Origin of the sequence: uncultured Mailhella sp., from assembly GCF_944324995.1 — a bacterium.
In the GTDB taxonomy this organism is placed as follows: domain Bacteria; phylum Desulfobacterota; class Desulfovibrionia; order Desulfovibrionales; family Desulfovibrionaceae; genus Mailhella.
Map to the genome: position 1 here is coordinate 1 of NZ_CALUYL010000021.1, position 26,314 is coordinate 26,314.

Annotated in this window: 21 protein-coding genes; 10 read left to right on the plus strand and 11 right to left on the minus strand. The window is 61.8% G+C overall.

Translation table 11 applies throughout. The annotated features are described in order from the left end of the window. The 3 genes from Q0K02_RS09115 to Q0K02_RS09125 all read left to right on the plus strand — a co-directional run. Positions 1–990, plus strand: a 990-nt coding sequence (locus Q0K02_RS09115) for an NADH-ubiquinone oxidoreductase-F iron-sulfur binding region domain-containing protein (protein WP_294487769.1), incomplete at its 5' end; no start/stop codon positions are given. 23 nt (positions 991–1,013) lie between these two features. Then, the gene (locus Q0K02_RS09120) at positions 1,014–2,759 is read left to right on the plus strand and encodes an NADH-dependent [FeFe] hydrogenase, group A6 (RefSeq protein WP_294487771.1); all 1,746 of its coding nucleotides are present in this window, start codon (positions 1,014–1,016) and stop codon (positions 2,757–2,759) included. A gap of 143 nt (positions 2,760–2,902) precedes the next feature. Beyond that, the gene (locus Q0K02_RS09125) at positions 2,903–3,298 is read left to right on the plus strand and encodes a hypothetical protein (RefSeq protein WP_294487774.1); all 396 of its coding nucleotides are present in this window, start codon (positions 2,903–2,905) and stop codon (positions 3,296–3,298) included. A 106-nt stretch (positions 3,299–3,404) separates the two neighbouring features. On the opposite strand, the gene Q0K02_RS09130 is transcribed toward Q0K02_RS09125, so the two are convergent. Further along, complete coding sequence (locus tag Q0K02_RS09130; RefSeq protein ID WP_294445492.1) at positions 3,405–3,539, minus strand: hypothetical protein; 135 nt, start codon at positions 3,537–3,539, stop codon at positions 3,405–3,407. A gap of 413 nt (positions 3,540–3,952) precedes the next feature. Here Q0K02_RS09130 and rlmD point away from each other — a divergent pair, with 413 nt between their 5' ends. Then, positions 3,953–5,434, plus strand: a complete 1,482-nt coding sequence (gene rlmD, locus Q0K02_RS09135; protein WP_294487777.1) for a 23S rRNA (uracil(1939)-C(5))-methyltransferase RlmD — start codon at positions 3,953–3,955, stop codon at positions 5,432–5,434. 30 nt (positions 5,435–5,464) lie between these two features. On the opposite strand, the gene Q0K02_RS09140 is transcribed toward rlmD, so the two are convergent. Further along, positions 5,465–8,026 carry an EAL domain-containing protein gene (locus Q0K02_RS09140; RefSeq protein WP_294487781.1) on the minus strand — a complete coding sequence of 854 codons (2,562 nt, stop codon included), beginning with the start codon at positions 8,024–8,026 and terminating at the stop codon, positions 5,465–5,467. A gap of 523 nt (positions 8,027–8,549) precedes the next feature. Here Q0K02_RS09140 and Q0K02_RS09145 point away from each other — a divergent pair. From Q0K02_RS09145 to Q0K02_RS09155, 3 genes are all read left to right on the plus strand, one after another. Beyond that, positions 8,550–8,825, plus strand: coding sequence for a metal-sensing transcriptional repressor (locus Q0K02_RS09145; protein ID WP_363315677.1), 276 nt, complete (start codon positions 8,550–8,552; stop codon positions 8,823–8,825). A gap of 105 nt (positions 8,826–8,930) precedes the next feature. Beyond that, positions 8,931–10,787 carry a cation-translocating P-type ATPase gene (locus Q0K02_RS09150; RefSeq protein ID WP_294487789.1) on the plus strand — a complete coding sequence of 619 codons (1,857 nt, stop codon included), beginning with the start codon at positions 8,931–8,933 and terminating at the stop codon, positions 10,785–10,787. A 94-nt stretch (positions 10,788–10,881) separates the two neighbouring features. Beyond that, complete coding sequence (locus tag Q0K02_RS09155) at positions 10,882–11,742, plus strand: YitT family protein (protein WP_294487792.1); 861 nt, start codon at positions 10,882–10,884, stop codon at positions 11,740–11,742. Positions 11,743–11,927: 185 nt separating this feature from the next. On the opposite strand, the gene Q0K02_RS09160 is transcribed toward Q0K02_RS09155, so the two are convergent. Further along, entirely contained in the window at positions 11,928–12,530 is a 603-nt protein-coding gene (locus Q0K02_RS09160; protein WP_294487794.1) for a GNAT family N-acetyltransferase, read from the minus strand. Positions 12,531–13,027: 497 nt separating this feature from the next. On the opposite strand from Q0K02_RS09160, the gene Q0K02_RS09165 reads away from it, so the two are divergent. Then, a complete protein-coding gene (locus Q0K02_RS09165; protein WP_294487797.1) occupies positions 13,028–13,567 on the plus strand; it encodes an HPP family protein in 540 nt (179 codons plus the stop codon). 272 nt (positions 13,568–13,839) lie between these two features. Further along, positions 13,840–15,393 (plus strand): amidase family protein, encoded by a 1,554-nt coding sequence (locus tag Q0K02_RS09170; RefSeq protein ID WP_294487800.1) that lies wholly within the window; start codon positions 13,840–13,842, stop codon positions 15,391–15,393. Positions 15,394–15,485: 92 nt separating this feature from the next. On the opposite strand, the gene Q0K02_RS09175 is transcribed toward Q0K02_RS09170, so the two are convergent. The 8 genes from Q0K02_RS09175 to Q0K02_RS09210 form a co-directional block, all read right to left on the minus strand. Continuing rightward, a complete protein-coding gene (locus tag Q0K02_RS09175) occupies positions 15,486–16,199 on the minus strand; it encodes an MIP/aquaporin family protein (protein WP_294487803.1) in 714 nt (237 codons plus the stop codon). A gap of 217 nt (positions 16,200–16,416) precedes the next feature. Continuing rightward, on the minus strand, positions 16,417–17,916 hold the full coding sequence (glpK, locus tag Q0K02_RS09180; RefSeq protein WP_294487806.1) for a glycerol kinase GlpK: 1,500 nt from the start codon (positions 17,914–17,916) through the stop codon (positions 16,417–16,419). A gap of 394 nt (positions 17,917–18,310) precedes the next feature. After that, positions 18,311–19,060 (minus strand): amino acid ABC transporter ATP-binding protein, encoded by a 750-nt coding sequence (locus Q0K02_RS09185; protein WP_294487810.1) that lies wholly within the window; start codon positions 19,058–19,060, stop codon positions 18,311–18,313. After that, entirely contained in the window at positions 19,044–19,832 is a 789-nt protein-coding gene (locus Q0K02_RS09190) for an amino acid ABC transporter permease (protein WP_294487892.1), read from the minus strand. Before Q0K02_RS09190 ends, Q0K02_RS09185 begins: the two co-directional genes overlap by 17 nt. Before the next feature lie 83 nt (positions 19,833–19,915). Beyond that, positions 19,916–20,653, minus strand: a complete 738-nt coding sequence (locus Q0K02_RS09195) for a basic amino acid ABC transporter substrate-binding protein (protein WP_294487812.1) — start codon at positions 20,651–20,653, stop codon at positions 19,916–19,918. 545 nt (positions 20,654–21,198) lie between these two features. Continuing rightward, positions 21,199–22,593, minus strand: coding sequence for an NADPH-dependent glutamate synthase (gene gltA / locus Q0K02_RS09200; RefSeq protein ID WP_294487814.1), 1,395 nt, complete (start codon positions 22,591–22,593; stop codon positions 21,199–21,201). Positions 22,594–22,595: 2 nt separating this feature from the next. Beyond that, positions 22,596–23,459 (minus strand): sulfide/dihydroorotate dehydrogenase-like FAD/NAD-binding protein, encoded by an 864-nt coding sequence (locus Q0K02_RS09205; RefSeq protein WP_294487819.1) that lies wholly within the window; start codon positions 23,457–23,459, stop codon positions 22,596–22,598. Positions 23,460–23,720: 261 nt separating this feature from the next. After that, positions 23,721–24,437 (minus strand): carbonic anhydrase, encoded by a 717-nt coding sequence (locus Q0K02_RS09210; RefSeq protein ID WP_294487822.1) that lies wholly within the window; start codon positions 24,435–24,437, stop codon positions 23,721–23,723. A gap of 296 nt (positions 24,438–24,733) precedes the next feature. On the opposite strand from Q0K02_RS09210, the gene Q0K02_RS09215 reads away from it, so the two are divergent. After that, on the plus strand, positions 24,734–25,750 hold the full coding sequence (locus tag Q0K02_RS09215; RefSeq protein WP_294487825.1) for a TerC family protein: 1,017 nt from the start codon (positions 24,734–24,736) through the stop codon (positions 25,748–25,750). Positions 25,751–26,314 lie beyond the last annotated feature (564 nt).

Consider the following 26,314-nt stretch of genomic DNA (forward strand, 5'->3'; position numbering starts at 1 on the left):
TTCAGCTTCCATCTGAAGATCAAGCAGGGCGCGGGCGCGTTCGTGTGCGGCGAAGAAACCGCCCTCATGCGCTCCATCGAAGGCAAGCGCGGCATGCCCCGCGTGCGTCCGCCCTTCCCGGCCAAGCGCGGCCTGTGGGAACAGCCCACCGTGCTCAACAACGTGGAAACCTTCGCCAACGTGGCCCGCATCATCACCGAGGGCGCGGACGCCTTCCGTCAGGACGGCACCGAAAAGTCCCCGGGCACCAAGATCTTCGCCGTCACCGGCAAGGTGCGCAACACCGGTCTTGTGGAAATTCCCATGGGCGTTTCCATGCGCCACATCATTTTCGACATCTGCGCCGGCATCAAGAACGACAAGAAGTTCAAGGCCGTGCAGATAGGCGGGCCTTCCGGCGCGTGCCTGCCCGCCTCCATGCTCGACAACCCCGTCGATTACGATTCCCTCACCGCCGCGGGCGCCATGATGGGTTCCGGCGGCCTGGTCGTGGTGGACGAAGACACCTGCATGGTGGACCTCGCCCGCTTCTTCCTCACCTTCACGCAGGCCGAAAGCTGCGGCAAATGCACCCCCTGCCGCGAAGGCAGCAAGCGCATGCTCGAAATTCTGGAGCGCATCTGCGGCGGCGAAGGCCGCGACGGCGACATCGAGGAACTCGAACGCCTGGCCCACACCATGCGCACCTCTTCGCTCTGCGCCCTCGGTCAGACGGCCCCCAACCCCGTGCTCTCCACGCTGCGCTTCTTCCGCTCGGAATACGAGGCACACATTCACGACAAGAAGTGCCCCGCCGGCGTCTGCACCAAGCTGCTCCAGTACAGGATTGATCCCGAAAAGTGCAAGGGCTGCACCCTCTGCGCCCGCAATTGCCCCGTGGGAGCCATCACCGGCAAGGTGCGCGAACCCCACCTGATCAATCCCAACAAGTGCATCAAGTGCGGCACCTGCATGGACAAGTGCAAGCACGGCGCCATCAGCCGCGTGTAAGCCCGACCTCGAGGAGAATCATCATGAGTGATACCGTTACTCTGACTATAGACGGCCAGAAAGTGACCGCCCCCGCGGACGCCACCATTCTGGAAGCCGCAAAACTTGTCGGCATCAACATTCCCACGCTCTGCTACCATCCGCTGCTGCGCCCCGAGGGCTCCTGCCGCGTGTGCGTGTGCAAGGTGACGAAGGCCCGTTCCTTCGTGCCCGCCTGCATCGCCAAGGTCAGCGAAGGCATGGAAGTCTTCACCAACGATCCCGAAGTGCTCGAATCGCGCAAGAACATCGTGGAACTGCTGCTCGCCAACCATCCCAAGGACTGCCTTGCCTGTTCGCGTTCCGGCAACTGCGAGCTGCAGCGCGTGGCCAACAATCTGGGCATCCGCCGCGTGCGCTACGAGTACAACCGTCCGCCCATGGAAAAGGACGAAAGCAATCCCTGCATCGTGCGCGATCCGTCCAAGTGCATACTCTGCGGCCGCTGCGTGCGCATGTGCGCCGAAGTGCAGGGCGTGAGCATCTATTCCTTCGCCTACCGCGGCCTCAACGCCCGCGTGACCCCGGCCTTCAACCTCGGCCTCGGCGAAGTCTCCTGCACCTTCTGCGGCCAGTGCCGCAAGGTCTGCCCCACCGGCGCCATCACCATGAAAAGCGACACCGAACGCGCCTGGCAGGCCCTGCGCGATCCGGAAAAAATCGTCATGGTGCAGACGGCTCCCTCCGTGCGCGTGGCCATCAGCGAACCCTTCGGCGGCAAGCCCGGCGACATCGCCACCGGCCAGATGGTCAGCGCCCTGCGCCGCCTCGGCTTCGACAAGGTCTTCGACACCAACTGGTCCGCCGACCTCACCATCATGGAAGAAGGCCACGAGCTCGTCGATCGCCTGAAGAACGGCGGCGTCCTTCCCATGATCACGAGCTGCTCGCCCGGCTGGATCAACTTCATCGAGCTCTACTATCCCGATCTGCTGCCGCATCTGTCCACGGCCAAGAGTCCGCAGTCCATGTTCGGGGCCATGCTCAAGACCTACTACGCCCAGAAACAGGGCATCGATCCCTCCAAGATCGTGTCGGTCTCCATCATGCCCTGCACCGCCAAGAAGTTCGAGGCCGAGCGCCGCGAACTTTCCGCCAGCGGCTTCGCCGACACCGACATCGTGCTCACCACCGCCGAACTCGCCCAGATGATCAAGGAAGCCAACATCAACTTCTTCGCCCTGCCGGAGGAGGAATTCGATCCCATCATGGGCGAAGGCTCCGGCGCAGGCAACATCTTCGGCGCCACCGGCGGCGTGATGGAAGCCGCCATGCGCACCGCCTACAAGGTCGTCACCGGCGAGGAAATGGAACCCGTGGAACTCGAATCCGTGCGCGGCATGGAAGGCATCCGCGAGGCCGAGGTGAACTTCAACGGCGCGCTCACCCTCAAGGTGGCCGTGGCCCACGGCCTCGCCAACGCCCGCAAGGTCTGCGAAATGATCCGCAAGGGCAATCCCCGCGGCTGGAACTTCATTGAAATCATGGCCTGCCCCGGCGGCTGCGTCAACGGCGGCGGTCAACCCATCAACCTCGACGCCGACACTCCCCGTCTGCGCATCGAGGCGCTGTACCGCAACGACCGCAACCTGCCCGTGCGCAGAAGTCACGACAACCCCGAAATTCAGGCCCTGTACCGGGACTTCCTCGGCGCGCCGAACAGCCACAAGGCTCACGAGCTGCTGCACACCCGCTACTATGAACAGTACCGTTCCTGCCGGAGCAAGTAGTCGTATCGCCTGAACGCTCCGCGCCCCGACCGGCATGCCCGGCCGGGGCGCTTTTTTTCATACAGGCTTTGACTTTTCCCGCTCTTGCCGCCAATATGAAACCCCGCACCGGTTCACATTCCGGCTCAATCTGTGGAGGATTTATGTCTGAAACCCGCTTTCTTTCCGAAATGTTCAATATACAGCCCCCGAGCTGGGGCCTTCGCGGCGATCCGTACCTCTGGGAAGACATGAAACAGGCCTTTGCCGACATTCCCTTCCCCTACAGCTCCCATGAGCTCGTCATGGACATTCACCGCATCTTCAAGGAAAAGACCGGCGAAGAGCTGAGCACCACCGTCCGCCCCTTCGTGGCCGCCTACGACCACGGCGGAACCTCGTCGGGCAAGGTGTCCGGCAGGTTCTGGCTTCTCACGGCCATTCCGCTGCTGCTCGCCCTGCGCGACGTGGCCGAAAACAACATGGCCGAATTCGACAAGATTCTTGCCGAAGGCACGGCCCGCTTCGCCCTGCGCAGCCATCCCTGCACGCCTCAATGATGTCGGCCCGGGCAGAGCGCGCTCCGCTCGCGGCAGACGATGCCGACAAATGAAAAAGGCGTCCCTTCCAGGAAGGGACGCCTTTTTCGTGCAATGACGACAACAATCAATGAACGTGTTCGCCGCGTCTCACGCGATAGATGATGGCGCAGATCATGACGATGAAATAGATGAAGATGCAGCCCACGCCCACGAAGCCCTGAGGGGTGGAGTGCATGGCGCTGGTGATGAGTTCTCCCATACTGTGCTCCTCGAAAAGTCTGGACGGCCCTTCCGGCGAGCTGCCGGAATCACCGTTTACCTTCTCCCAAGCCCTGTAAAAAGTCAAGGCGGTTTTCCCGAACGGCTCGCCAGCTCCGACAGAATACGAAGCGGTTGCGCCATGTTCCCGCAAGGGATCCAAGGATAGGCGGACAAAGGGGGCAGGCCGGGGCCTCGCATGCCGCCGCGCCACATCGCCGCGCTAAAAAGCGCAACTTTCCCCTGCTCCCGGCTCGATGCCTCGGCGCACCATGACGGGGCGGCGAATCGGCCCATCGCCCCCGGTCTGCCGCCCCGTCGCAAGCTCCCTTCCGGAGTTCCGCCCTGATTCCGGCCTTTTGCCTTTCCTCCCCCTCCCTGCTATGATGCCCCATCACCCCACAGGAGACGTTCATGGCATACCAAAGCAACGACACGCTGGAACTTGAGCTGCACGGCCTTTCCCCCGACGGCAGGACCGTGGGACGCAGCGATGAAGGCATGACCATCTTTGTTCGCGGCGGCCTTCCCGGTCAGCGCGTGCGGGTACGGCTCTGTCATGTGAAAAAGCGCATGGCCGAAGCCGAGCTGCTCGACGTGCTCCGCCACGCTCCCGACGAGCGGAACGCGCCCTGCCCTCACGCCGACGAATGCGGCGGCTGCCCCTGGCAGCGCCTGCCCTACGCCCGTCAGCTTGAGGAAAAAACCCGCATCGTGCAGGACTCTCTGCGCAGGCTGGGGCGTCTCGATCTGCCCGAAGGCGTGATCCGCCCCGCGCTCAGCCCGGGAGAACACGCGGAATGGGGATACCGGAACAAGATGGAATTCGCCTTTGCGCAGGACGCCTCCGGCCGCACCACGCTCGGCCTGCGGGCGCGCTCGTCCCGCACGGTGATTCCGGTCACGCAGTGCCTGCTGCAAAGTCCGCGTGCCATGACCGTGCTCGCCGATCTCAGGGAGCTTTGCGAAAAATTCCGCCTCGTAGCCGCTCCTTCCGGCCGCAGCGGCAGGGAACGCGCTCCGCGCAGGAAAGGCTTCAGCAGCTCGGTCAGGCAGAACGACATTCTGCGCTTTGCCGTCATCCGCGAGCCGCAGGACGGCGGCTGCCTCGTGGAGCTCATCACCCTGCCCTCGCCGCAGGAAGCCTCGACCGTCCGCAAGCTCGGCAGCGCGCTCATGGAAAAAAACTCCGGCGTGACGGGCTTCGTTCACAGCATCCGCGCCGCCGAATCCGACGTGGCCTACGGCGAGCAGACCGTGTTCACGCTGGGAGAATCCCGGCTTTCCGAAACGCTCGCTCTTCAGGGCCGGAAGGTCACCTTCACGCTCGATCACAATTCCTTCTTTCAGGTGAACAGCCGCGCCGCCGAACTGCTCTACAACACCGCCGCCGAGCTCGCCGCCTCCCTTTTTCCCGGCGCAACCGGCCTCTGGGGCAAAGAATGCTGGGACATCTACTGCGGCGCAGGCGGCCTCGCCCTGACCATGGGCCCGCATTTTTCGCGCGTGTTCGGCCTCGAAACCGTGGCGCAGGCCGTGGAACTCGCCGCCCGGAACGCCGAAACGGCCGGGGAAAACACAGAATACCGCTTTGAATGCGGCGACGCCGCGAGGCTCGAACGCTGCTTCCGCGAGCGCGGCGTGCCCGACCTTCTCGTCACCGATCCGCCGCGCGCGGGCATGGACGAGCGCACCGTGCAGGCCATACTCAAGCATCGGTCGCCGCGCCTCGTGCTCGTGTCGTGCAATCCGGCCACGCTGGCGCGCGATCTGGCCCTGCTCGCCCCGGCCTACGGCATCCGCGCCGTGCAGCCCGTGGATCTTTTTCCGCAGACGCCGCACGTGGAAACCGTGGCCGCGCTCTCGCTCACGTCTCCCGGAAAGCAGGAAGCCTGAGAGCGCGACATCACGGCAGGGCGGCGATCCTCAGAGTTCGCCCCGCTCCAGACGCTCTCTGCGCTCTCTCTGAAAGCGGACCACGAGGAAGCTGGCCAGCACCCGGATCTGGGTGTCGTCGTCGATGGCGTTGCGGGGATTGTCCACGCCCACGAAACCGGCCACACGGCCTTCTTCCATGAGCGGCACGGCGATAAGCCGATGGATCTCCTGACACTCGAGCATCTCCCATTCAAGAGGGGAACGACTCCTGAGCGGCTCCTTATTGTAGATGATGACGGACTTGTCGTGCAGGAAGAGTTCCATCCATCGGAACACCGCTTGCGGCGGCACCTGCTGAAGATTCTCCTTCTGCGGCGTGATGCCGGAAGCGCACCACTCGAAGGTATTGTCCCAGAATCCGGGCTTCGCAGGCGAAGGTTCAAAAAGATAGGCCCGGTCGGCCCTGTAGAATTCCCCGAGCGAGGCCAGCACCAGATCCACGGCACGGCTCCAGTCCCTCTGACGATGCAGCACATCCACGTAGCCGGTGATGCGTCTTGCAAAATCCAGACGGGCCTGGGACTTCCGGCTGAGGTATTCCCGCCTCGTGATGTCCATGCCTACCTGAAGACGCAACGTCTTCTTGTCCACGTCCAGAAGCTTGTCCTTCAGAAGAAAATGCCTGTCGCAGTAGCTGTTCCAGTCCTCCCATATATGAAAGGAGTCATGGCGCAGCCCGGCATTGGGACAGAAGCTGCAGGGAGCGTCCAGACCCCGCAGCGCCTCATAGCATTTGCGTCCCCGGTAGTCCCTGACGCCGAAGATCCTTTTCCCCGCGGCATTGAGATAGTATATCTCATGCGTCAGAACGTCGCACAGGGAAATGACGTCCTCGGTCTTCTCCAGTATGGTGTGCTCAAGCGCATACCTGTCCTTTGAAGACACGGAGAGTTTCTCCCGCTCCCTGTCGTCAGAACAGGGAACGGCCTCCAGATACTTCCTTCTGAGCACGAATTTCTCAGGGGACATGGGCCTTGCAAAGAAGTACCCCTGATAGAGCGCCGGATGAAGCGGCTCCAGCACGGCAAGTTCCTCGGAGTTTTCCACGCCTTCGCAGCATACGAGGATGCCGCCGCCCGCAGCCAGTTCGATGATGTTGGACAAAAGACGCAGATTGTAGGCGCTGTGCTGAATGCCGCTCACGAAGCAGCGGTCGATCTTGATCTCGTCGATGGACAATTCCTTCAGCCAGCTCAGGCTGGAATAGCCGGTTCCGAAATCGTCCACGGCGATCGCTATGCCCTCCTCCTTCCAGGCGCTGAACACGGCGTTCAGATACGGATAGTTCTGAAGCTCTCTGCCTTCCGTGACCTCGACGGCGAGAGCGCTTCCGGGAAGACCGCTCTCCCGAAGCAGCTTCAGAACATCCTCCTGGATCTCCGACTGCCACAGCTGACGGTAGGACATGTTGATGCTGACGCGAAAGTCGGGAACCGTCAGTCTCCAGAAGCGGCACTGTTCCAGCGCCTTCCGGATGATCCACTTGCCGACCGGCACGATGAGCCCGCTCTGCTCCAGCACCGGAATGCACTCGTCCGGGGAAATGACGCCCCTTCGAGAAGAGCGGAACCGAAGCAGCGCCTCCGCTCCTGCAAGTTCAAAAGTCTCGGAACGGATCTGCGCCTGATAGAGAAGAAAAAATCCCGAAAAGTCGTTCCTGACGGCGTTCTCCATTTCCTCGAGCAGTTCCAGAGCGGCTATCTTTCGCTCATAATCCTCGGGCATGAAGAAGCACAGTCTGTTCTTTCCCGACTTCTTTGCAGCCTCCAGAGAACTCTCGGCATACTGCAGAAGCAGTTCGCTCTCCGGAATCTGATACTTCTGCAGCGGAACGCAGCCGCCGGAAATGGTGCACTCGCCCTCAAGGCTTCTCTGCACATTCCGAAAATACGCCTTCACCTGCTCCTCGTCCGTCTCCGACAGAAGTATGCAGAAGCAGTTGCCGTTGATCCGGCATGCCCGCTGCTCGCCCGTGCAGGCCTCGTTCATGGCGTCCCTGAGCACTTCAAGAACGCCGTTGCCGCACTCCCGGCCGTATTTCAGGTTTATCCGGCTCAGATTGTCCACGTTCACCATCAGAAGATGGCCGTTTCGTCCCTGATGGTGCGCCTTTTCCAGCTCCTTCAGCCACGCCGTCTGACAGCTGTCCCTGACGGGCTGCTCCAGATGATCCTGCGCCGATATCGTTCCCAGAAAAAAACTCGCCCTGCCGCATTCATCGAAATAGCATTTTCCCTTGCTGCTCAGCCATATCAGCTGTCCGAAACGGTTCCGCATGCGGTAGTTGAAATGATAATGCTGCCGCTCCCGGCGGAAGGAGCCCGAAACATAGCGCTTCAGTCTGGCGCAGTCCGCGGGATATATCACCCGGTACCACTCGTCCAGCGAACAGCCCGAACGGGGAATCATGGCCGTTATTTTCTGAATATTCTCGGAAAAGCAAAACTTTTTTTCCACAAAGGAATAGTACTGATAGCACTCGCCCGTACTGTCTCCGAAATGGTTCAGCATCTGCTGACGAAGCTCACTGTTGTTCCAAAGACTATCCATCGATCCTTCTTTCACCCTGTCCATGCAGATGGACGCAGCCTCATAAAAACATCCCGGCTGCTCCCGACGGCAAAATATTTCTGCGGAAAATATGGGTTATTCTATATCAGAACGCGCCGAGCTACAAGACGAGTCCCGCAGCTCTCCCTGTCGGCTTTTTTCATCATAAAAGATAGTTCCGGTTCCACCTGTCCCCAAAGAGCAGGAAAGCATGATGCCTGCGGTCTTTTTCAGACGCCCAGGACGGCTCACAGCTCCCTCCTCCTGCCGGAAAGGAGCGCCAAACTCCGCCGCCGAAACTTCCCCCACGCCCGGCAACGCTCCGGCACGACCGCCTTTCGCCTTCTTTGAAGGCCGAAGAAGTTAAGATACACTCGTTCCGACGCCCTTTCCTGAACGGCGTCATGTGTCCCGCCGCAGATGCCGCCGCCCTGCAGGACGCGTCCTTCCCTGCCGCTCCAAAGCCAGGAGCCGCAACTTCGGCGGAAAACATGCCCCGACCCTCGGGGCCGGAGGTACCCGCATGAGACAATGCATGGATTCCGAAAACCTGCACCGCCGCCTGAAAAAGATCATCGGTCAGGTGCAGGCCATCGACCGCATGATCGACGAGGACGTGCCCTGCGAGGACATTCTCGCCCAGATCAACGCCGCCAAGTCCGCCCTGCACAAGGCCGGACAGGTGGTGCTCGAAGGCCACATACGCCACTGCGTGCGCGACGGCATAGAACACGGCGACGCCGACCAGACCATAGCCAGCTTCACCAAGGCCGTGGAACGCTTCGCCAACATGAACTGACGAAGGACCGGCCCTTCCCTGCGGCCGGTCTTTTTTGCGCCCCTTGACAAACCTATACCCCTATAGGTATTTTTCAGACATGCCCACGGCTGCAGGAGGCCCCTCATGACGACAACGGACATGCTCTCGATCTGGCGCGACTTCAAGACGGAACTCATATTTCTCATGCTTTCGGGGCTGTCGCTGCTGGCCAGCATGCTTGTTCCCGAGGGCTTTCCCGTGGACCCCGCATGGGTCGCCATCGTGCTGTGCGGCGTGCCCATCGTCAAGGAGGCCGTGGTCGGACTGGTCACGGCCTTCGACGTCAAGGCCGACGTGCTGGTGGCCACGGCCCTTGTCGCCTCCGTGATCATCGGCGAAGACTTTGCCGCCGGCGAGGTGGCCTTCATCATGCAGCTCGGCTCGCTGCTCGAAGAAGTGACCACGGCGCGCGCCCGGGCGGGCATTGAAAAGCTGGTCCGCCTCAGCCCGCAGACCGCGCGCCTTCTCAAGGACGGGCGGGAAATCATGACTCCGGCAAAAGACGTGCGCGAAGGCGACGCGCTGCGCGTGCTGCCCGGAGAAACCGTGCCTGCCGACGGCGTGATCCTGCGCGGTCAGAGTTCCGTGGATCAGGCGCTGCTCACCGGCGAATCCCTGCCCGTGGACAAGGCGGAAGGCGACGAAGTGTACAGCGGCACCGTGAACCGCTACGGCTCCTTCGACATGAAGGCCACCCGCAGCGGCACGGACGGCTCCATTCAGCGCATGATACGTCTGGTGCAGTCCGCGGACGCCGGCAAGGCGAAGGTGGTGCGTCTGGCCGACCGCTGGGCCACCTGGATAGTGGCGGGCGCATTCTCCGCCGCGCTCGCCACATGGCTTGTTACCGGGGAAATCATTCGAGCGGTCACCATTCTCGTGGTGTTCTGCCCCTGTTCGCTGGTGCTCGCCACGCCCACGGCCATTGTGGCGGCCATAGGCAACCTGACGCGGCACGGCATGCTCGTGCGGCAGGGCGACGCGCTGGAACGCCTGGCCGACGCCGACATCTGCGCCTTCGACAAGACCGGCACGCTCACGCTCGGCGAACCGCGGGTGCGCGCGGCGTGCAGTCTGCGCCCCGACCTCTCGGACCGGGAACTCCACCGGCTCTGCGCCGGAGCGGAACGTCGTTCGGAACATCCGCTCGGCCGCGCCGTGGTGCAGGGCTTCGGCGAAGAGGAGCAGATTCCCGACGGCGAAAATTTTCAGATGATTCCGGGCCGCGGCGTGCGCTGCACCGTGGAAGGGCAACGCGTGGCCGCGGGAAGCTCCGCCTTTCTCGCCGCCGAGGGCGCAGCCCCGACCGAAGAGGCTGTTGCCCGGGCCGCGGAGTTTGTGAACGAAGGCTGCACCGTCGTGTGGATTGCCGCGGACGGCCGCCCTGCCGGATTCATCGCCCTTTCCGACATGCCCCGTGCCGAGGCCGCGCAAACCGTGCGCGCCCTCAAAGATGCCGGGGTGAGACCGGTGCTTCTCACCGGCGATCACGCAGGCGCCGCGCGTCACACGGCCCGGGAGCTCGGCATTGAGGACTGGCACGCCGAATGCCTGCCCGAAGACAAGATGCGCTTCATGGACGAACACGCCCGCGTGTGCATGATCGGCGACGGCGTCAACGACGCTCCGGCGCTGAAAAAGGCGCATGTGGGCATGGCCATGGGCGGCATGGGCAGCGACATTGCCGTGGACGCCGCCGACATCGTGCTCGTTCGCGACGGCATAGGCGAAGTGCCGCACGCCTTTCTGCTCTCCCGGCGCATGATGAAGGCCATACGCTTCAACCTGACCTTTTCCATGGCGCTGAACTTTGCGGCCATCGTGCTGGCCGCGGTCGGGGCGCTCAATCCCGTCACCGGAGCGCTTGTCCACAACGCGGGCTCCGTGGCCGTGGTGCTTCACTCCGCCCTGCTGCTGCGCTGGGAGAAAAAGAGCGTCTGACGCTTCCGCGCAAGAGGTCCGCCCGGGCCTCTTGCTATTTTTTCAGGAACCCGTAAAGAAAGGATATATCCATCACCTTTTTTCAGAGGTTCCCATGCTCTTCAGCTGGAAAGACGACTCCAAGACCATTCTCGTCGTGTGCCTGGCCTCGCTGCTCATGGCGCTCAACATCAACACCTTCGTGCAGACCGGCGGACTCTATCCCGGCGGCGCGACAGGTCTTACCATTCTCATTCAACGGCTTTCGGAACGCTTTCTGAACGTCTCCCTGTCCTTCGCCGTGGTCAACTTTCTGCTGAACATGATACCCATCTACATCGGGTTCCGCTACATCGGCAAAAAGTTCACCCTCTATTCCTGCCTGATGATCGTGCTCACCGGCCTGCTGACCGATCTTCTTCCTTCCTACATCATCACCTACGACACGCTGCTCATCAGCATTTTCGGCGGCATCATCAACGGCTTTTCCATCAGCCTCTGCCTGCGCATGGACACCACGAGCGGCGGCACGGACTTCATCGCCATCTATCTTTCCCAGCGCAAGGGCATAGACGCCTGGAACGTCGTGCTCTACTTCAACGTTGTTCTTCTCGTCGTGGCCGGCTTCGTCTTCGGCTGGGACAAGGCCCTCTATTCCATCATCTTCCAGTACACCACCACGCAGGTCGTCCACACGCTCTACAAGCGCTATCAGAAAAAAACGCTCTTCATCGTCACGGACAATCCGCAGGAAGTGTGCGAAGTCATCTACGCCACCTCCCGCCACGGCGCGACCATCCTCAGAGGCGAGGGCTCCTTCCACCTCAAGGAACGCAGCCTCGTCTATTCCGTGGTGTCCAGCGACGAAAGCAAGAAGGTCGTGCATGCCGTCCGGGAGGTCGATCCCCATTCCTTCATCAACACCATAAAAACCCAGGACCTCGCCGGTCTCTTCTATCAGCGCCCCACCCTGTAAAAGCCGGAAACGTGCGGCATCGCCTCGCCTGCGGCGCTCATCTCTTCCGGGATCCTTGCCCCGCCGCGCCGGGCTCTTTCGCCGCGCCTTTTCCCGCACCCGGCGGCGGGCCCGGAGCGGTCTCCTCACGCGTGCCTACAGGCCCTCCGCGTCAGGAATCGACGTCAGCGCCTCCGCAGGCCGCGTCAGATTGCCGGATAATCTTCGGCGGACTCTGCTCCGGACGTCGAATCCGACGCCTTCACGTCGCCCATGATTTTCCGAAAGCGGAAATACTCGTCCATGCCCGGCAGGGGCAGACCGTCCGGGCACAGCGGCGCAGCCACGGCGGGATCCCGATGGTGCGCATTGAAAAATTCCACAATGTGAAATCCGCACCTGTTCACGTAAAAATGAATGTTGCGCTTTTCAAAGTACGGCGTCACGGTTTCCCAAACCTTCGTCTGCGGATACATGGCTTCTATGGCCCGCCAGGCGGCCAGCCCCAGCCCCCTGCCGTGAAAGGCCGGAGAAATGAAGAAAAGCTCCAGAGCGTTGCATCCGCTTTTCTCATCTATCCTGACCACCGCTCCGCCGACGCGCTCCTCGTTTCGAACAATATGGTACACCTGCGCTCCGGGCGCGCGGAACGACGCCCACACGTCCTCATCCGGAGGTATGGGGCCATAATCCCTCAGCCCGAACGCTTCACACACGGCAGGCGCAAAGGCTTCCTGCAACGCCCTTGCCACGTCGTGCAGCTCTTCCGACGCAGCCCTGACCAGACGCACGTTTCCGTTCTCCGACATGCTCGATTCCTCCTTGAAAAGACAGACGCTGCATGAAGCCGGAACGAAAGTCAAACCGCCGGGAAGCCTGCCCGCCTCGCGTTTTCCCGCGCCGAACGGACGGGCCCGGAACGCTCTTGCCGCGTGCGCCATGCCGGGCCCGCATCCGCAAGAACGCCGACGTCTGCGCCGCTCCGGCCCGGTCAGCGCCCGGCCCCCGTTTGCCGCGCCCCGGATACCCGCCGCGCAGTCCGCGCGCCGCTCGTTCAACGCTCCCCTGATGCGTGCCGGAGGTTCGCCGCTCCCCGGTTCTCCGCGCGCCGCTTATCAGCGCAGCCCGAACGCCCCCAGTCTGTCGCGCCTCGTTTTCCGGCCTCTCCGGCGCAACGCCCCCGGACTTCCCGGCCGTGGGCGACGACGCGCCTGTTTTCGGGCAGGTTGTGCCCGTGGACACAGCCTTTGCGCCCGTTTTTTCCTACGGTTCTTCCGCTGCCGGACACAATCCGGCCGGAGGAATCATGACCAGCGTACTGAAAAAAATGCGCGGAGGCGGAGAAACGCCGCCCCGCGTCTGCGGAAAGGAAATTCTGCTCTCCTGGTTCGGAAGCTGTCTTTCCATCGCCCTTATCGCCCTTCTGGAGCGCTACGTGACCAGAAGCACGGGTTTTCCCCTGCTCATCGGCTCGTTCGGCGCTTCGGCGGTGCTCGCCTTCGGCGCCATCCAGAGCCCCCTGGCCCAGCCCCGCAATCTGGTGGGCGGCCACTTCGTTTCCGCGCTCACCGGCGTCACCGTGGGCCTGCTCTTTCCCGACACCGTCTGGCTTGCCGCCTGCCTTGCCGTGTCCACGGCCATCGCCGTCATGCTCATGACCGGCACCCTGCATCCGCCCGGAGGCGCCACGGCCCTCATCGCCGTGACCGGCGGCGAAGGCATCCGTCAGCTCGGCTACTGGTACGCGCTCGTTCCCTGCCTTGCCGGAGCCTGCATCATGCTGTTCATCGCCCTCATCGTGAACAACATTCCCCATTCGCGCCGCTATCCCCTCTACTGGTGGTGACGCCCCTGTTGTCGCCCCCCCCGTGGCGAGCGTTATGATAATGGCATAACGCCCCGGCTGCGATGCAAAATTGTTTCCTCTTCGCCAACCCCTGCGACAGACGCCTCTGCGGCCATATTCGTCCGCAGAGGCGTCTTTGTATCGGCATATATCCGTACCACGCATTTCAATCATAATATAGAAATCTTTTCTTTCAAGCATGTTACGCACATCGGCACGACTTTTGCATCAAGGAAGGCGTCCTTGCACCCTCAACAGGAAAGAGGATTTCCATGATCAAAAGTTTACTGTATGCTTCCTGCATGACCCTGTTACTTTCTTCATCCGCCATGGCCGCTTCCCCTATTTTTGAAAAGAGCATTCCCGAGCTTGAAGCTCAGATGCGCAACGGTTCCCTGACTTCCGAACAGCTCACCCGCTACTATCTGCGCCGCATTCAGGTGTACGACGGCTGCCTCAACTCCATGATCACCGTCAACCCCGCCGCCCTTGAGGTCGCCAGACAGAAGGACGCCGAAAGAGCCTCAGGCAAGGCCGTCGGTCCGCTGCACGGCATTCCCATCGTGCTCAAGGACAACTACGACACCAGCGACATGAAGACCACCAGCGGCGCGCTGGCCTTCAAGGATCTGCAACCCGGCCGCGACGCCTTCACCGTGCGGAAGCTCCGCGAGGCCGGAGCCGTCATCATCGGCAAGGCCAACCTCACGGAACTGGCCAACCACGGCATGACCGTCAGCTCCATGGGCGGTCAGACCCTCAACCCCTACGATCTCACGCGCACGCCCGGCGGCTCATCCGGCGGCACCGGCGCAGCCGTGGCCGCCAACTTCGCCGCGGCCGGTACCGGCTCCGACACGGTGAACTCCATCCGTTCGCCATCGAGCGCCAACAGTCTGGTGGGCATACGCCCCACGCGCGGCCTCGTCAGCCGCACGGGCATTTCGCCCTGCTCGGAATTTCAGGATCAGGGCGGCCCCATCGCCCGCAGCGTGACCGACGCCGCCATTCTGCTCGGCGTCATGGCCGGCTATGATCCCGCCGACGCCTCCACCGCCGTCATGAAGGACAAAAAGATTCCCGACTACACCCGCGCCCTCAGCGGCAACGCCGTCAAGGGCAAAAAAATCGCCCTTCTCGCCACCAATCTCGGCCACGATCCCGACGTGCGCCGTGTCATGGATGCCGCCGTGAGTGACTTCAAGGCCCTCGGCGCCGAGGTGGTGACCGTGGACATTCCCGAACTTCGGGTTTCCGATCTCATCAAGAACAACGACGTGCAGCGCTGGGAACAGAGCATTTCTCTCGACAACTATCTGAAGGAACTCGGCAAGGCCGCTCCCGTCAAGAATACGAAGGAATACGTGGCCACAGGCCTGATCACGCCCTCCGTGGCCGGGGACATGGCCGCCAAGGCCGCCGAAGTCAATCCGGCCGACAACCCGGAATACAAGGCCCGTCTCGCCAAAAACGCCCGTCTGCATGACTTTGTCGTGAAGTACATGGCCGACCACGACATCGACGCTTTCCTGTATCCGCTGCAATCCATCCTCGTGGTGCAGACCAACGACAAGCGCGGTCAGGCCGAACGCAACGGTCTCATGGCGTCCGTCACCGGACTTCCGGCCATCACGCTGCCCGGCGGATTCTCCTCCGTCACGCCCACCGCTCCTCAGGGCGTGCCCGTCGGCGTGGAACTCATGGGCGCTCCCTTCAGCGAAGAACTTCTCATAGGCATGGGCTATGCCTACGAACAGGCCACCAGACACCGCAAGGCGCCGGTTGCCTTCCCGGATCTGGACTTCTCCTCCGTATCCGTGGACTAGCGCCGCGGCGACACGCAGACTGCCCTCATGACAGACGCAAAGAGCCGACCCGTAAGGGTCGGCTCCTTTTCATGCACGGCAATCCGCGGCGGCTACTTCATCCAGGGCAGCAGGTTGTACAGGCACACGGCGACGAGGCCGCCGATCATGGGGCCGACAAGCGGCACCACGGCGTAATCCCAGTGCGAGCTTCCCTTGCCGCGTATGGGCAGCACGGTGTGCGCGAGGCGCGGACCGAGGTCGCGGGCGGGGTTGATGGCGTAGCCGGTGAGCCCGCCGAGGCTCATGCCGATGGACACGATGATGCCGAACACCAGAATGTAGTTCACGCCGCCGGGCATGTTGGGCACCTGATTGAGGCCCAGAATGGCAAAGACCAGCACGAAGGTTCCGATGATTTCGCTGAGCATGTTGCGGAAACGGTTGGGAACCGCAGGCGAAGTGCAGAACACGCCGCGCTTGATGTTGGGATCGTCGGTAGCGTCGAACTGATCCTTGAACAGCGCATACACGAGGCACGCGCCGACAAAGGCTCCGGCCATCTGCGCGATGCAGTAGCCGGGCACCATGCTCCAGCTGAAATAGCCGCCCGCAGCAAGCGCCACGGTGAGCGCGGGATTGAAGTGCGCGCCGGACGCCGCGCCGAAGGTGAACGCCGGAAGCATGACCGCCAGACCCCAGGCAAAGGTTATCTGCACGGCTCCGGCTCCCTTCATGCCGGATCTGTTCAGATTGACGTTGGCCACAACGCCGTCACCGAGAAGAATCAGAATCATCGTTCCAAAAAATTCAGCAAGATACGGCATAAGAAGCTCACAAACAGGGTTTCAGGATGAATGAAAGGGAGGGATTCTTTCTCTTTCTGACAAGGGGAAAGAACGCCCCCGCGCCATGAACAGAGGACAACAAGGGAGACCCGGGTCGTTTTTTGCTTTCGGCCGGGAGGGGCAGGCCTGCGGCCTGCCCTCTCGACCAGAGACGCCCGTTCAGCATCCGTGTCGTTTCAGAATGGGAAAGGAGAGACTAGTCCTCGTCGCGGGCCCAGTCGTAGGCGCACCTGACGGCCTTCTTCCAGCCGCGCACCTTCTTGTCGCGCTCCACGCGGGTGATCTTGGGGCCGAACACCTTGTCGCTGGCCCAGTTGCGGATGACGTCTTCCTTGTTCTTCCAGTAGCCCACGGCCAGACCGGCCAGGTACGCCGCGCCCATGGCCGTGGTTTCCACGCACACGGGGCGGTTGACGGGAGCCTGGTTGATGTCGGCCTGCATCTGCATGAGCAGATCGTTGGCCGAAGCGCCGCCGTCCACCTTGAGGGAGGTCATCTTGATGCCGGAATCGGCTTCCATGGCTCCCAGCACCTCGTAGGTCTGATAGGCCAGGGATTCCAGCGTGGCGCGGATGATGTGATACCGGTTCACGCCGCGGGTCAGGCCCACGATGGCTCCGCGCGCGTAGGGATCCCAGTGCGGCGCGCCGAGTCCGGTGAAGGCCGGCACCACATAGCAGCCGTTGGTGTCGCTCACCTTGCTGGCAAAGTATTCGGAATCGGAAGCCGCATCCAGAACGCGCAGCTGATCGCGCAGCCACTGAATGGCCGAACCCGCCACGAAAATGGAACCTTCCAGCGCGTAGTTGACCTTGCCGTCCAGCCCCCAGGCGATGGTGGTGACCAGTCCGTTCTTGGAGAAGATGGGCTTCTCGCCGGTGTTCATGAGCATGAAGCAGCCCGTGCCGTAGGTGTTCTTGGCCTCGCCGGGCTCAAAGCAGGTCTGCCCGAAGAGCGCGGCCTGCTGATCGCCCGCCGCGCCGGCAATGGGAATCACCCCGCCGAAGAGTTCCTGCACGGTTTCGCCGTACACGCAGCTCGACGGACGCGCCTCGGGAAGCATGCACGCAGGAATGCCCATCTCGGCCATGATTTCCTCGTCCCACTTCAGATCGACGATGTTGAACAGCATGGTGCGCGCGGCGTTGGAGTAGTCGGTAATATGCACCTTGCCGCCGGTGAGCTTCCAGATGAGCCAGGTTTCCACGGTGCCGAAGAGCAGCTGTCCGGCTTCGGCCTTCTCGCGGGCTCCGGGCACGTTTTCCAGAATCCAGCGGATCTTCGTGCCGGAAAAATACGGATCAATGACAAGGCCCGTCTTGGCGCGGAAGGACTCGGTGAGTCCCTTGGCGCGCAGGCTGTCGCAATATTCGGCGGTGCGGCGATCCTGCCACACGATGGCGTGATTGATGGGCTCTCCCGTTTCCTTGTCCCACACTATGGTGGTCTCGCGCTGGTTGGTGATGCCGATGGCGGCAATATCCTCGGCGGTGGCATCTATTTTCGCCAGGGCTTCGGCCGCTACGGCATACTGGGTGAGCCATATTTCCATGGCGTCGTGCTCAACCCAGCCCGGATGCGGGAAATACTGGGTGAATTCCTTCTGCGCGACGCTGCAGGTCTCCCCTTTTTCGTTGAACAGGATGCAGCGGTTCGACGTGGTACCCGCATCCAGAGCCATGATATACTTGGCCATGACCAAATTCCTCCTTTCCGATACTGTGCGGTCGAAGTGCGGACCTTCTATTCATGATAAAGACCAAAACGCCAATAATACATGAAAAATACTGCCGTTTCTCTGAAAAATCACGAATGCCAAACCCTCGTTTCTACAGACAAATCAGGCTCCGCATTCCCCGTCCTTCAACTGTTAGTGTTATCTCTATAATACAAATATTTCATGAAAATGGCAATCAATTAACAATTATGACAAGAGTTCCTTCATAAGGATACGTTCCATTGCCGTGTCATTAAAGAGTGAAAAGCAAAACATGTTCGGCAGATAAATAAAAATTTCCGTCAATGCACAAAAAAAGGGCCCCTTCCCGAAGGAAGAGGCCCGAGTTATTTTCTCTGCATCGCGGCTGCGCTCAGAGCACCTGATTCAGAAACTGCTGAAGACGCGGATGCTGCGGACGCTCGAAGATGTCTTCCGGCGATCCCACTTCAAGAATCTGCCCCTTGTCCATGAACACCACCACGTCGGCCACGGTGCGGGCAAAGCCCATTTCGTGGGTGACGCATATCATGGTCATGCCGTCACGGGCGAGGTTCACCATGACGTCCAGCACTTCGCCCACCATTTCGGGATCAAGGGCCGAGGTGGGCTCGTCGAAGAGCATGAGTTCCGGCTGCATGGCGAGCGCGCGGGCTATGGCCACGCGCTGCTGCTGACCGCCCGAGAGCATGGCGGGATACACGTTCGCCTTGTCGCTTATGCCCACCTTGCGGAGCAGCGAGAGCGCGAGTTCCTCGGCGTCCTTTCTGGGCATGCCGCGCAGCTTGCACGGCGCCATGGTGAGGTTCTGCAGCACGGTCTTGTGCGGGAACAGATTGAACTGCTGGAACACCATGCCCAGATTCTGACGTATCTTGTTGATGTCGTTGTTCGGATCGTTGACGTCGATGCCGTCCACGGCGATGAGTCCGCTGTTTATCTCCTCAAGCCTGTTGATGGAGCGCAGCAGGGTGGACTTGCCGGAACCGGACGGGCCGATGATGACCACGCGCTGGCCCTGCCACACGTGCAGGGAGACGTCCTGGAGCGCGGGCAGTTCGCCAAAGAACTTCCACACGTGTTCGATGCGGATGATGGGCTCCGCATTATTTGCGTTTGTCATAGTAGTTCAGCCTGGATTCCAGAATGCTGACCGCCTTGGAAAGCAGCAGCGTGATGATGAGATAAATCAGCGCGATGACGGTGTAGGTCTCAAAGTACAGATAGCTCTTGGCGGCAAAGCTGCGGCCGAACTGCATGAGGTCGGGCATGGCCATGACGGAAACCAGCGAGGTATCCTTGAGCATGGCGATGCATTCGTTGCCCACGGGCGGCACGATGGTGCGCAGCGCCTGCGGCAGCACCACGAACATCATGGTCTGCACCTTGTTGAAGCCCAGCGAACGCGAGGCCTCGGTCTGCCCCTTGGGCACGGCCATGATGCCGGCCCTGAACACTTCGCCCATGTACGCGCCGTAGCAGAAGCTGATGGCAATGACGGCGGAGGTGAGTCCGCTCACCTGCAAAAACTTCGCGAGCGCGTAGTAGATGTAGAAAATCTGCACGAGCAGCGGAATGCCGCGGATGATTTCCACATACGTGGACGCGATCAGATTGATGACGCGATTGTGCGAAAGTCTGCCGAGACCGGTGATGAGTCCGAGGGGAATGGCGCAGACGATGGAAAGAACGGTCACCTCGAAGGTGACGACCAGTCCGCCCGGCAGAAAGCGCAGGATTTCCAGATACGGATCGGGCCAGACGGTACACAGCACGGCCAGCACGACCACCGCGCCCACCAGAGACAGGGACCAGGCGTTGACGATCCCGCCCTTCTCGGAATCGGGCAGCACGAGGCCGCCCGCCGGAACTTCTATCTTTCCCTCCGGGGCCATGCCCGCCGGAAGACCGTTTTCTTCATTCTCACGCATGATTCACAATATCCCGAACTGAAAGTGAACGTCTCCTGCGAGACGACCTATTCGCCCATCCACTTGCGGACGATCTCGGCTTCAATGCCCTTGGCGCGCACGGCTTCAATGCCCTTGTTCAGGCGCTCCACCAGATCCTTGCGGTTCTTGCTCACCACGAAGCCGAAGGATTCCGTGGCTTCGGTGCGGAAGGCCACGGTCAGCTGATCGGAAAAGCCTTCCTTCTGGTTGGCGTAGTACAGGGCCACGGGAGAGTCGCAGACCACGGCGTCGATGCGGGAGTTGATGAGATCCTGCATGGCAAGACCCACGTTGTCGTATTCGCGGATGGTCATCTTCACGCCGCTCTTCTGGGCCACGAAAATGCCGGTGGTGCCTATCTGGCCGCCGATCACCTTGCCCGCGAGGTCGGCAAAGCCCGACGCGGAATCGCCCTTGCGCAGCACGACGATCTGCCGCACGTCGTAGTAGGGCACGGTGAAGGCAAAGGCGCGCTGGCGTTCCGGCGTGATGGTCACGGCGGAGGCGATGACGTCGTAGTTGCCCGCGGCGATGCCGGCGAAAATGCCGTCCCAGGCGGTCATTTTGAATTCGGCTTCCATGCCGGCCTCGGCGGCGACGGCCTTGAACATGTCCACGTCGTAGCCGATGATGTTCTTGTTGTCGTCAAGAAATTCCATGGGGGGCCATTCGGGATTGGTGGCGACGACGAGCTTTTCCGCGGCCATGGCGGAAGAGCACAGCAGGGCGGGCAGCAGAAGAGCGCACAGAAGACGACGAAGCATGGCGACTCCTTTCGGGCAAAAGGTACAGAAAAAAGGCTGAATGCTCAGCCTGCCTCATGTTCCTGCCGGTCGCGCTTGAAAAGACGCCTGCCGCCGGCACGGGAATCAAACATATAATCCTTGTCACTATGAAGGATAGGGGGGCGGCATGTCAAGAAAGCTTCGTTGTCCGCCAAGGCTTCCGCGCCCCCGTCCGCCCCGGAAGAAAGCGCCGCAGCTCAGGCAGACTTCGATCTGCCCCTCTCCGTCCAGGTACGGCGAACCATCCGGATTAATGGTCTTTTTTCCGATCCGCGCGTAACATGCAAACCGGCATCCGGCCGCAGCGCGCCCGTTTTGCGCCCTGCCTGGGAAGCGGAAAAACAATACAAAAAAGTTTTGCGCCCCGCTTTTTCCGGAACGTCGGCCGAAAGCGTCGGGCTCTCCGCAAAACGGACGCCGGTTCGTTTCCCCTCTTCCGCCCCCGGAGCGGCGACGCTCCAACGCGCCGGGGCCGCCCTGCCCTGCGGCAAAGCGGCCCCGGATCATCATGTTGTGGTCGAAGTCTATTCCAGACCCATCTTGCGGGCAATGCTCTGGGCGGCGCGACGGCCCGCGCCCATGGCCAGAATGACGGTGGCCGCGCCGGTCACGATGTCGCCGCCGGCGTACACGTTGGGAATGGAGGTTTCGCCGTTCTCATCCACGGCGATGTAGCCGCGGTCCGTGAGCTTGAGGCCGGGCGTGCAGTCCAGCATGAGCGGATTGGAGCGCGTGCCGAGCGCCACGATGGCGAGGTCGGTTTCCTGAATGAAGTTCTGTCCTTCCACGGGACGGGGACGGCGACGGCCGGAAGCGTCGGGTTCGCCGAGTTCCATGCGCTGCAGTTCCACGCCGGTGAGGTGATTTTCCTCGTCGGTGATGAAGCGCACGGGCGCGGCCAGTTCCAGCAGCTTCACGCCCTCTTCGAGCGCGTGTTCGATTTCCTCGCCGCGGGCGGGCATTTCCGCGCGGGTGCGGCGGTACACGATGTGAACGCTTTCCGCGCCGAGACGCAGCGCGGTGCGGGCGGCGTCCATGGCCACGTTGCCCGCGCCGAACACGGTGACGTGTTTGCCGGGAGCCACGGGCGTGTCATAGGCCGGGAAGGAATGCGCGCGGCCCAGGTTCACGCGGGTGAGGTATTCGTTGGCCGAGAACACGCCGATGCAGTTCTCGCCGGGAACGCCCAGAAAATGCGGCAGACCCGCGCCCACGCCGATGAACACGGCGTCGTAGCCCTGCTTGAGCAGGCTATCCACGGTGACTGTGCGGCCGCCCACGTAGTTCAGGCGGATGTCCACGTCCATGGCGCGCAGGGCGTCGAGTTCGTGAGCCACCACGTCCTTGGGCAGACGGAAGGCCGGAATGCCGTAAATGAGCACGCCGCCGGCCTCGTGCAGACCTTCAAACATGGTGACGTCCACGCCGAGACGGGCCAGATAGCCCGCGCAGGTGACGGACGAGGGGCCGGAACCGATGCACGCCACGCGGCGGCCGACCTTTTTGATTTCGGGAGCCTTTTCGGCGGAGGCGTGGTCGGCCACGAAGCGTTCCAGGCGGCCGATGGCCACGGGCTGCCCCTTCTTGCCGAGAATGCACTTGCCTTCACACTGCTTTTCCTGGGGGCACACGCGGCCGCACACGGCGGGCAGGCTGCTGGACTTGTGAATGATGCGGCTCGCTTCGTCGATGTCGCCCTTCACCACTTCGGCGATGAAGTCGGGAATGGCGATGTCCACGGGGCAGCCGGTGCGGCACATGGGCTTCTTGCACTGCAGGCAGCGGGTGGCTTCTTCATGGGCCATCTCGGCGGTGTAGCCGAGGGCCACTTCATTGAAATTCCTGATGCGTTCCTCGGGAGCCTGGCAGGGCATATCATGACGGGGAATCTTCGCCCCGCGGGTGACTTCCTGACTCATGACTAGGCCTCCTTCTTTTCAAAACAGTTGCAGCGATGATGCTCGCGGGCCACGGCTTCCTGAGAACGGAACGAACCGAGACGGCTGCGCAGTTCCGCAAAATCCACCTTGTGACCGTCGAATTCGGGACCGTCCACGCAGGTGAACTTCATTTCGCCGCCCACGGTCACGCGGCAGGCGCCGCACATGCCGAGGCCGTCCACCATGAGGGAGTTGAGGCTCACGGTGGTGGGCACGTTGTAGCCGCGGGTAAGATCCGCCACGGCCTGCATCATGGGCACCGGGCCCACGGCCACCACTTCGGCGATGTTGCCGCCCTCGCTGTCGAGGCGGTTGCGGACAAGATCGGTCACGATGCCCTTCTGGCCTTCGGAACCGTCGTCCGTAGAAACAAGCACTTCGTCGCAGAACAGGGAGAGTTCCTTTTCAAAGAGCAAAAGATCCTTGTTGCGCGCGCCGATGCAGGCAATGACGTAGTTGCCGGCCTCGTGATGGCCCTTGGCAATGTGATGCATGGCGGCCACGCCCGTGCCGCCGCCCACGCAGATGACCTTCTTCGGCGCTTCAAAACGCTGAATGTTGGTCGCGCGGCCGAGCGGTCCGCAAACGTCGTGGATGTACTGCCCTTCTTCGAGTTCCTCAAGCATCTGGGTGGAGCGGCCGAGCACCAGATACACGATGGTGATGGTGCCGTGTTCCTTGTCGGTGTCGGCAATGGTCAGCGGGAAACGCTCGCCCTTCTCATCCACGCGGAGAATGACGAAATGACCCGGACGGGCCGTGGCGGCGATCTGCGGAGCGTCCAGCACGAGCTTGCTGGTGCGCCCGGGAATCAGCTTTTCCTTATGCAGAATTTTCGTGGGCATAAAACCTCCATGCCTCCTTGTGCTTGTAGAGAAACAGCTTCAGCGCCGAAGCGACAGGCGCAACCGTCGTATCCGGGCGGATGCGGCGGGCATTGACGTCCGGATGCGCAGAAGAATGCTGATGTCGTGAAACGTTCTAAAGCCTTTCCCACTATCCTTAGAAGCAAATCGACATCGCGTCAATGCCCAAAGCGCGTCACAAGAGAAAGAAAGACTGCAATTTCGCTTGTGAAAACAATCCATTGTCAATGATGTTCCTGTTCATCCGCGGGAAGATACAGGATTTCTCCCCACGTGGGGATGCCCTACCAGCGGACGGAAGGCCTGACGTTCCGCGTCGTATTCCAGAAGCTCGCCGCTCTGCAGATCGAAATACCAGCCGTGCAGGGAAAGGCGGCCTTCCTCCACCGCGCTTTTCACCCACGGAAAGGTCATCAGGTTGTCCAGAGAAAGGCGCACGTTCCACAGTTCGCAGGCGCGGGCCCTGTCGGCGTCGCACGCGCCGGGCATGGCCTCGTCCACCTTTTCCAGAGCGTGGCGAGCCACGTCCACCCACGGGCCTATGAATTCGTCGCGGTCTTCGTCGTCGCCGCCCGACACCAGCGCATGAATGCCGCCGCAGCAGGCGTGCCCCATGATGATGACGTCCTGCACCCTGAGGTGCTTGACCGCGTATTCGAGCGCGGCGGAAACGCCGTGCCTGCCGCCGTCCGGGGCGTAGGGCGGCACCAGATTGGCCACGTTGCGCACCACGAAGAGATCGCCGGGACGACAGTCGGTGAGCAGCACGGGATCGACCCGGGAATCGCAGCAGGCGATGACGAGCGCAAGCGGATTCTGCCCTTCGCGCAGGGACTCGAACAGGGGTTCGTCGGGGTGATACCAGCGATATTGAAAACGACGGAAACCGGAAGTAAGCCGGAGAAGCACAGGATGCTGCGGATGCGCGCGCCGCGCGCGGATGATGTGAAACGACATGAATCCCTCGAAATAAGCATGAAATGTGATGCGGAGTGTAGCCGCAGCGGGCCTGTCAGACAAGAGCCTGAGTCCGCCTCTTGACAGCGCGTGAAAGATTTCGTAAGGAGAAGGGGACGCAAAGGGGAGTAACTGGGATCGTGAGTCCCGGGCAATGTCAACAGCATGGAGCGAGAGCTTCTGGCATTGCCGTCAGCCCGTACGAGTCTGATAAGTGAGACCTTGCGGCAATAGTGATATTGCCGGAAGGTCTTTTTTGTATCTTCCGGCAGAAAGAAAACTCTGGAGGATACAACATGTTCGGACACTCTCTCGTAGAGGTGGGCGTCTTCTCCCTGGTGATCATCGCGTGCATGTGGCTCGATCTGCGATCCCACAACGACGACAAGCCCGTCACCGCGCGCAATGCGGCCATCTGGTCCGCGATATGGATTTCCCTCGCGTTCGCCTTTGCCGGATACATCGGCTGGAACGAAGGCGCTTCGCAGATGCAGCTGTTCATCGCCGGCTATCTGCTGGAAGAATCCCTTTCCGTGGACAACCTCTTCGTGATGATGGCCATCTTCACGTCCTTCGGCATCAAGGACGCCTATCAGCACCGCGTGCTGTTCTACGGCATTCTGGGCGCGGTGGTCATGCGCCTGCTCTTCGTGGCCGCGGGCAGCTCCCTCATCAAGATGTTCGGCCCCTACGCGCTGGCCGGCTTCGGCGTGTTCGTGCTCTGGACGGCCTGGAAGATGTTCCAGTCCCTCGGCAAGGAGCACGACGAAGACATCGACTATTCCCAGCACTGGGCCGTGCGCTGGACGCAGAAGTTCATTCCCGTCTATACGCACCTGCACGGTCACGACTTCTTCGTGCGCACCGATGAAAACGGCCACGCCGTGGAAGCTCCCAAGAAGCATGTGGAAGGCAGCACCGTCAAGCTGGCGGAAAAGCCTGTGGGCAAGATCATCTGGAGAGCCACGCCGCTGTTCCTGTGCCTGGTGGTCATCGAAATTTCCGACATCATGTTCGCCTTCGACTCCGTGCCCGCGGTGCTCGCCATCACGCCCGATCCCTTCATCGTGTACACCAGCAACATCTTCGCCATTCTCGGCCTGCGGTCCATGTTCTTCCTGCTGGCCGCCGCCAAGCGCTACCTGCGCCATCTGGAAAAGTCCGTCATCGCCATTCTGGCCTTCATCGGCGCCAAGATGCTGCTCGACGTGGCCGGCGTGATTCATCTGCCCGCCATGATTTCGCTGAGCGTGGTGGTCGGCTTCCTGGCTCTGGGCATTCTGGCCTCCTTCCTGCCCGAAAAGAAAGCCTGATCCTTTCCTTCTGGAACGCCGCCTTCTCTCTCCCCGGACATCCGGCTGAGCGGCGTTCCGGGTCGGGTCGACTCCGGGCCCGACACGGCGGCGCATCATGCGCCGCCTTTTTTTGCGCCCGGCGCACGGCGCGCGCCCCGGTTCCGGACGACGCGCCTTCCGCGCCGCCGCGCCCGAAGGCCTTCCCGTTTCCGAAAATCATTTGACCGAAGCGGCCCCCGGTCGGCGCAGCCGAGCGCCCGCAACGGCCCTCGCTCCCCATCGCCATCCAGGGAGCGCCGCAGTCTCAGGACGGCCTTTCGCGGACAAGCCCGCGGCTCGTCGGAGCGTTCGCCGCAGGCGCACGCCGCCCCCTCCCCGCTTCGTTCAAAGCTCGGCCCTGCACCTTGTGCGGAGCGAACGCCTCGGGGCTTCCGCGCTCCTGCGCCCGAAAAAACGTCATCCCCCAGCGCAGAGCGCCGGGCCCCGGGAAAATATCTCCCTCATTTCCCGAAACCCGTGCCGCAAAAACGCGCCGCTCCCTGAACGCTGCGTAGCCAAAAACGACGCCGCCTTTTCCAGGGG

Coding starts and splice junctions, on each gene's coding strand:
- Q0K02_RS09120 (WP_294487771.1), top strand. CDS start 1,014: ATGAGTGATACCGTTACTCTGACTATAGACGGCCAGAAAGTGACCGCC.
- Q0K02_RS09125 (WP_294487774.1), top strand. CDS start 2,903: ATGTCTGAAACCCGCTTTCTTTCCGAAATGTTCAATATACAGCCCCCG.
- Q0K02_RS09130 (WP_294445492.1), bottom strand. CDS start 3,539: ATGGGAGAACTCATCACCAGCGCCATGCACTCCACCCCTCAGGGCTTC.
- rlmD (WP_294487777.1), top strand. CDS start 3,953: ATGGCATACCAAAGCAACGACACGCTGGAACTTGAGCTGCACGGCCTT.
- Q0K02_RS09140 (WP_294487781.1), bottom strand. CDS start 8,026: ATGGATAGTCTTTGGAACAACAGTGAGCTTCGTCAGCAGATGCTGAAC.
- Q0K02_RS09145 (WP_363315677.1), top strand. CDS start 8,550: ATGAGACAATGCATGGATTCCGAAAACCTGCACCGCCGCCTGAAAAAG.
- Q0K02_RS09150 (WP_294487789.1), top strand. CDS start 8,931: ATGACGACAACGGACATGCTCTCGATCTGGCGCGACTTCAAGACGGAA.
- Q0K02_RS09155 (WP_294487792.1), top strand. CDS start 10,882: ATGCTCTTCAGCTGGAAAGACGACTCCAAGACCATTCTCGTCGTGTGC.
- Q0K02_RS09160 (WP_294487794.1), bottom strand. CDS start 12,530: ATGTCGGAGAACGGAAACGTGCGTCTGGTCAGGGCTGCGTCGGAAGAG.
- Q0K02_RS09165 (WP_294487797.1), top strand. CDS start 13,028: ATGACCAGCGTACTGAAAAAAATGCGCGGAGGCGGAGAAACGCCGCCC.
- Q0K02_RS09170 (WP_294487800.1), top strand. CDS start 13,840: ATGATCAAAAGTTTACTGTATGCTTCCTGCATGACCCTGTTACTTTCT.
- Q0K02_RS09175 (WP_294487803.1), bottom strand. CDS start 16,199: ATGCCGTATCTTGCTGAATTTTTTGGAACGATGATTCTGATTCTTCTC.
- glpK (WP_294487806.1), bottom strand. CDS start 17,916: ATGGCCAAGTATATCATGGCTCTGGATGCGGGTACCACGTCGAACCGC.
- Q0K02_RS09185 (WP_294487810.1), bottom strand. CDS start 19,060: ATGACAAACGCAAATAATGCGGAGCCCATCATCCGCATCGAACACGTG.
- Q0K02_RS09190 (WP_294487892.1), bottom strand. CDS start 19,832: ATGGCCCCGGAGGGAAAGATAGAAGTTCCGGCGGGCGGCCTCGTGCTG.
- Q0K02_RS09195 (WP_294487812.1), bottom strand. CDS start 20,653: ATGCTTCGTCGTCTTCTGTGCGCTCTTCTGCTGCCCGCCCTGCTGTGC.
- gltA (WP_294487814.1), bottom strand. CDS start 22,593: ATGAGTCAGGAAGTCACCCGCGGGGCGAAGATTCCCCGTCATGATATG.
- Q0K02_RS09205 (WP_294487819.1), bottom strand. CDS start 23,459: ATGCCCACGAAAATTCTGCATAAGGAAAAGCTGATTCCCGGGCGCACC.
- Q0K02_RS09210 (WP_294487822.1), bottom strand. CDS start 24,437: ATGTCGTTTCACATCATCCGCGCGCGGCGCGCGCATCCGCAGCATCCT.
- Q0K02_RS09215 (WP_294487825.1), top strand. CDS start 24,734: ATGTTCGGACACTCTCTCGTAGAGGTGGGCGTCTTCTCCCTGGTGATC.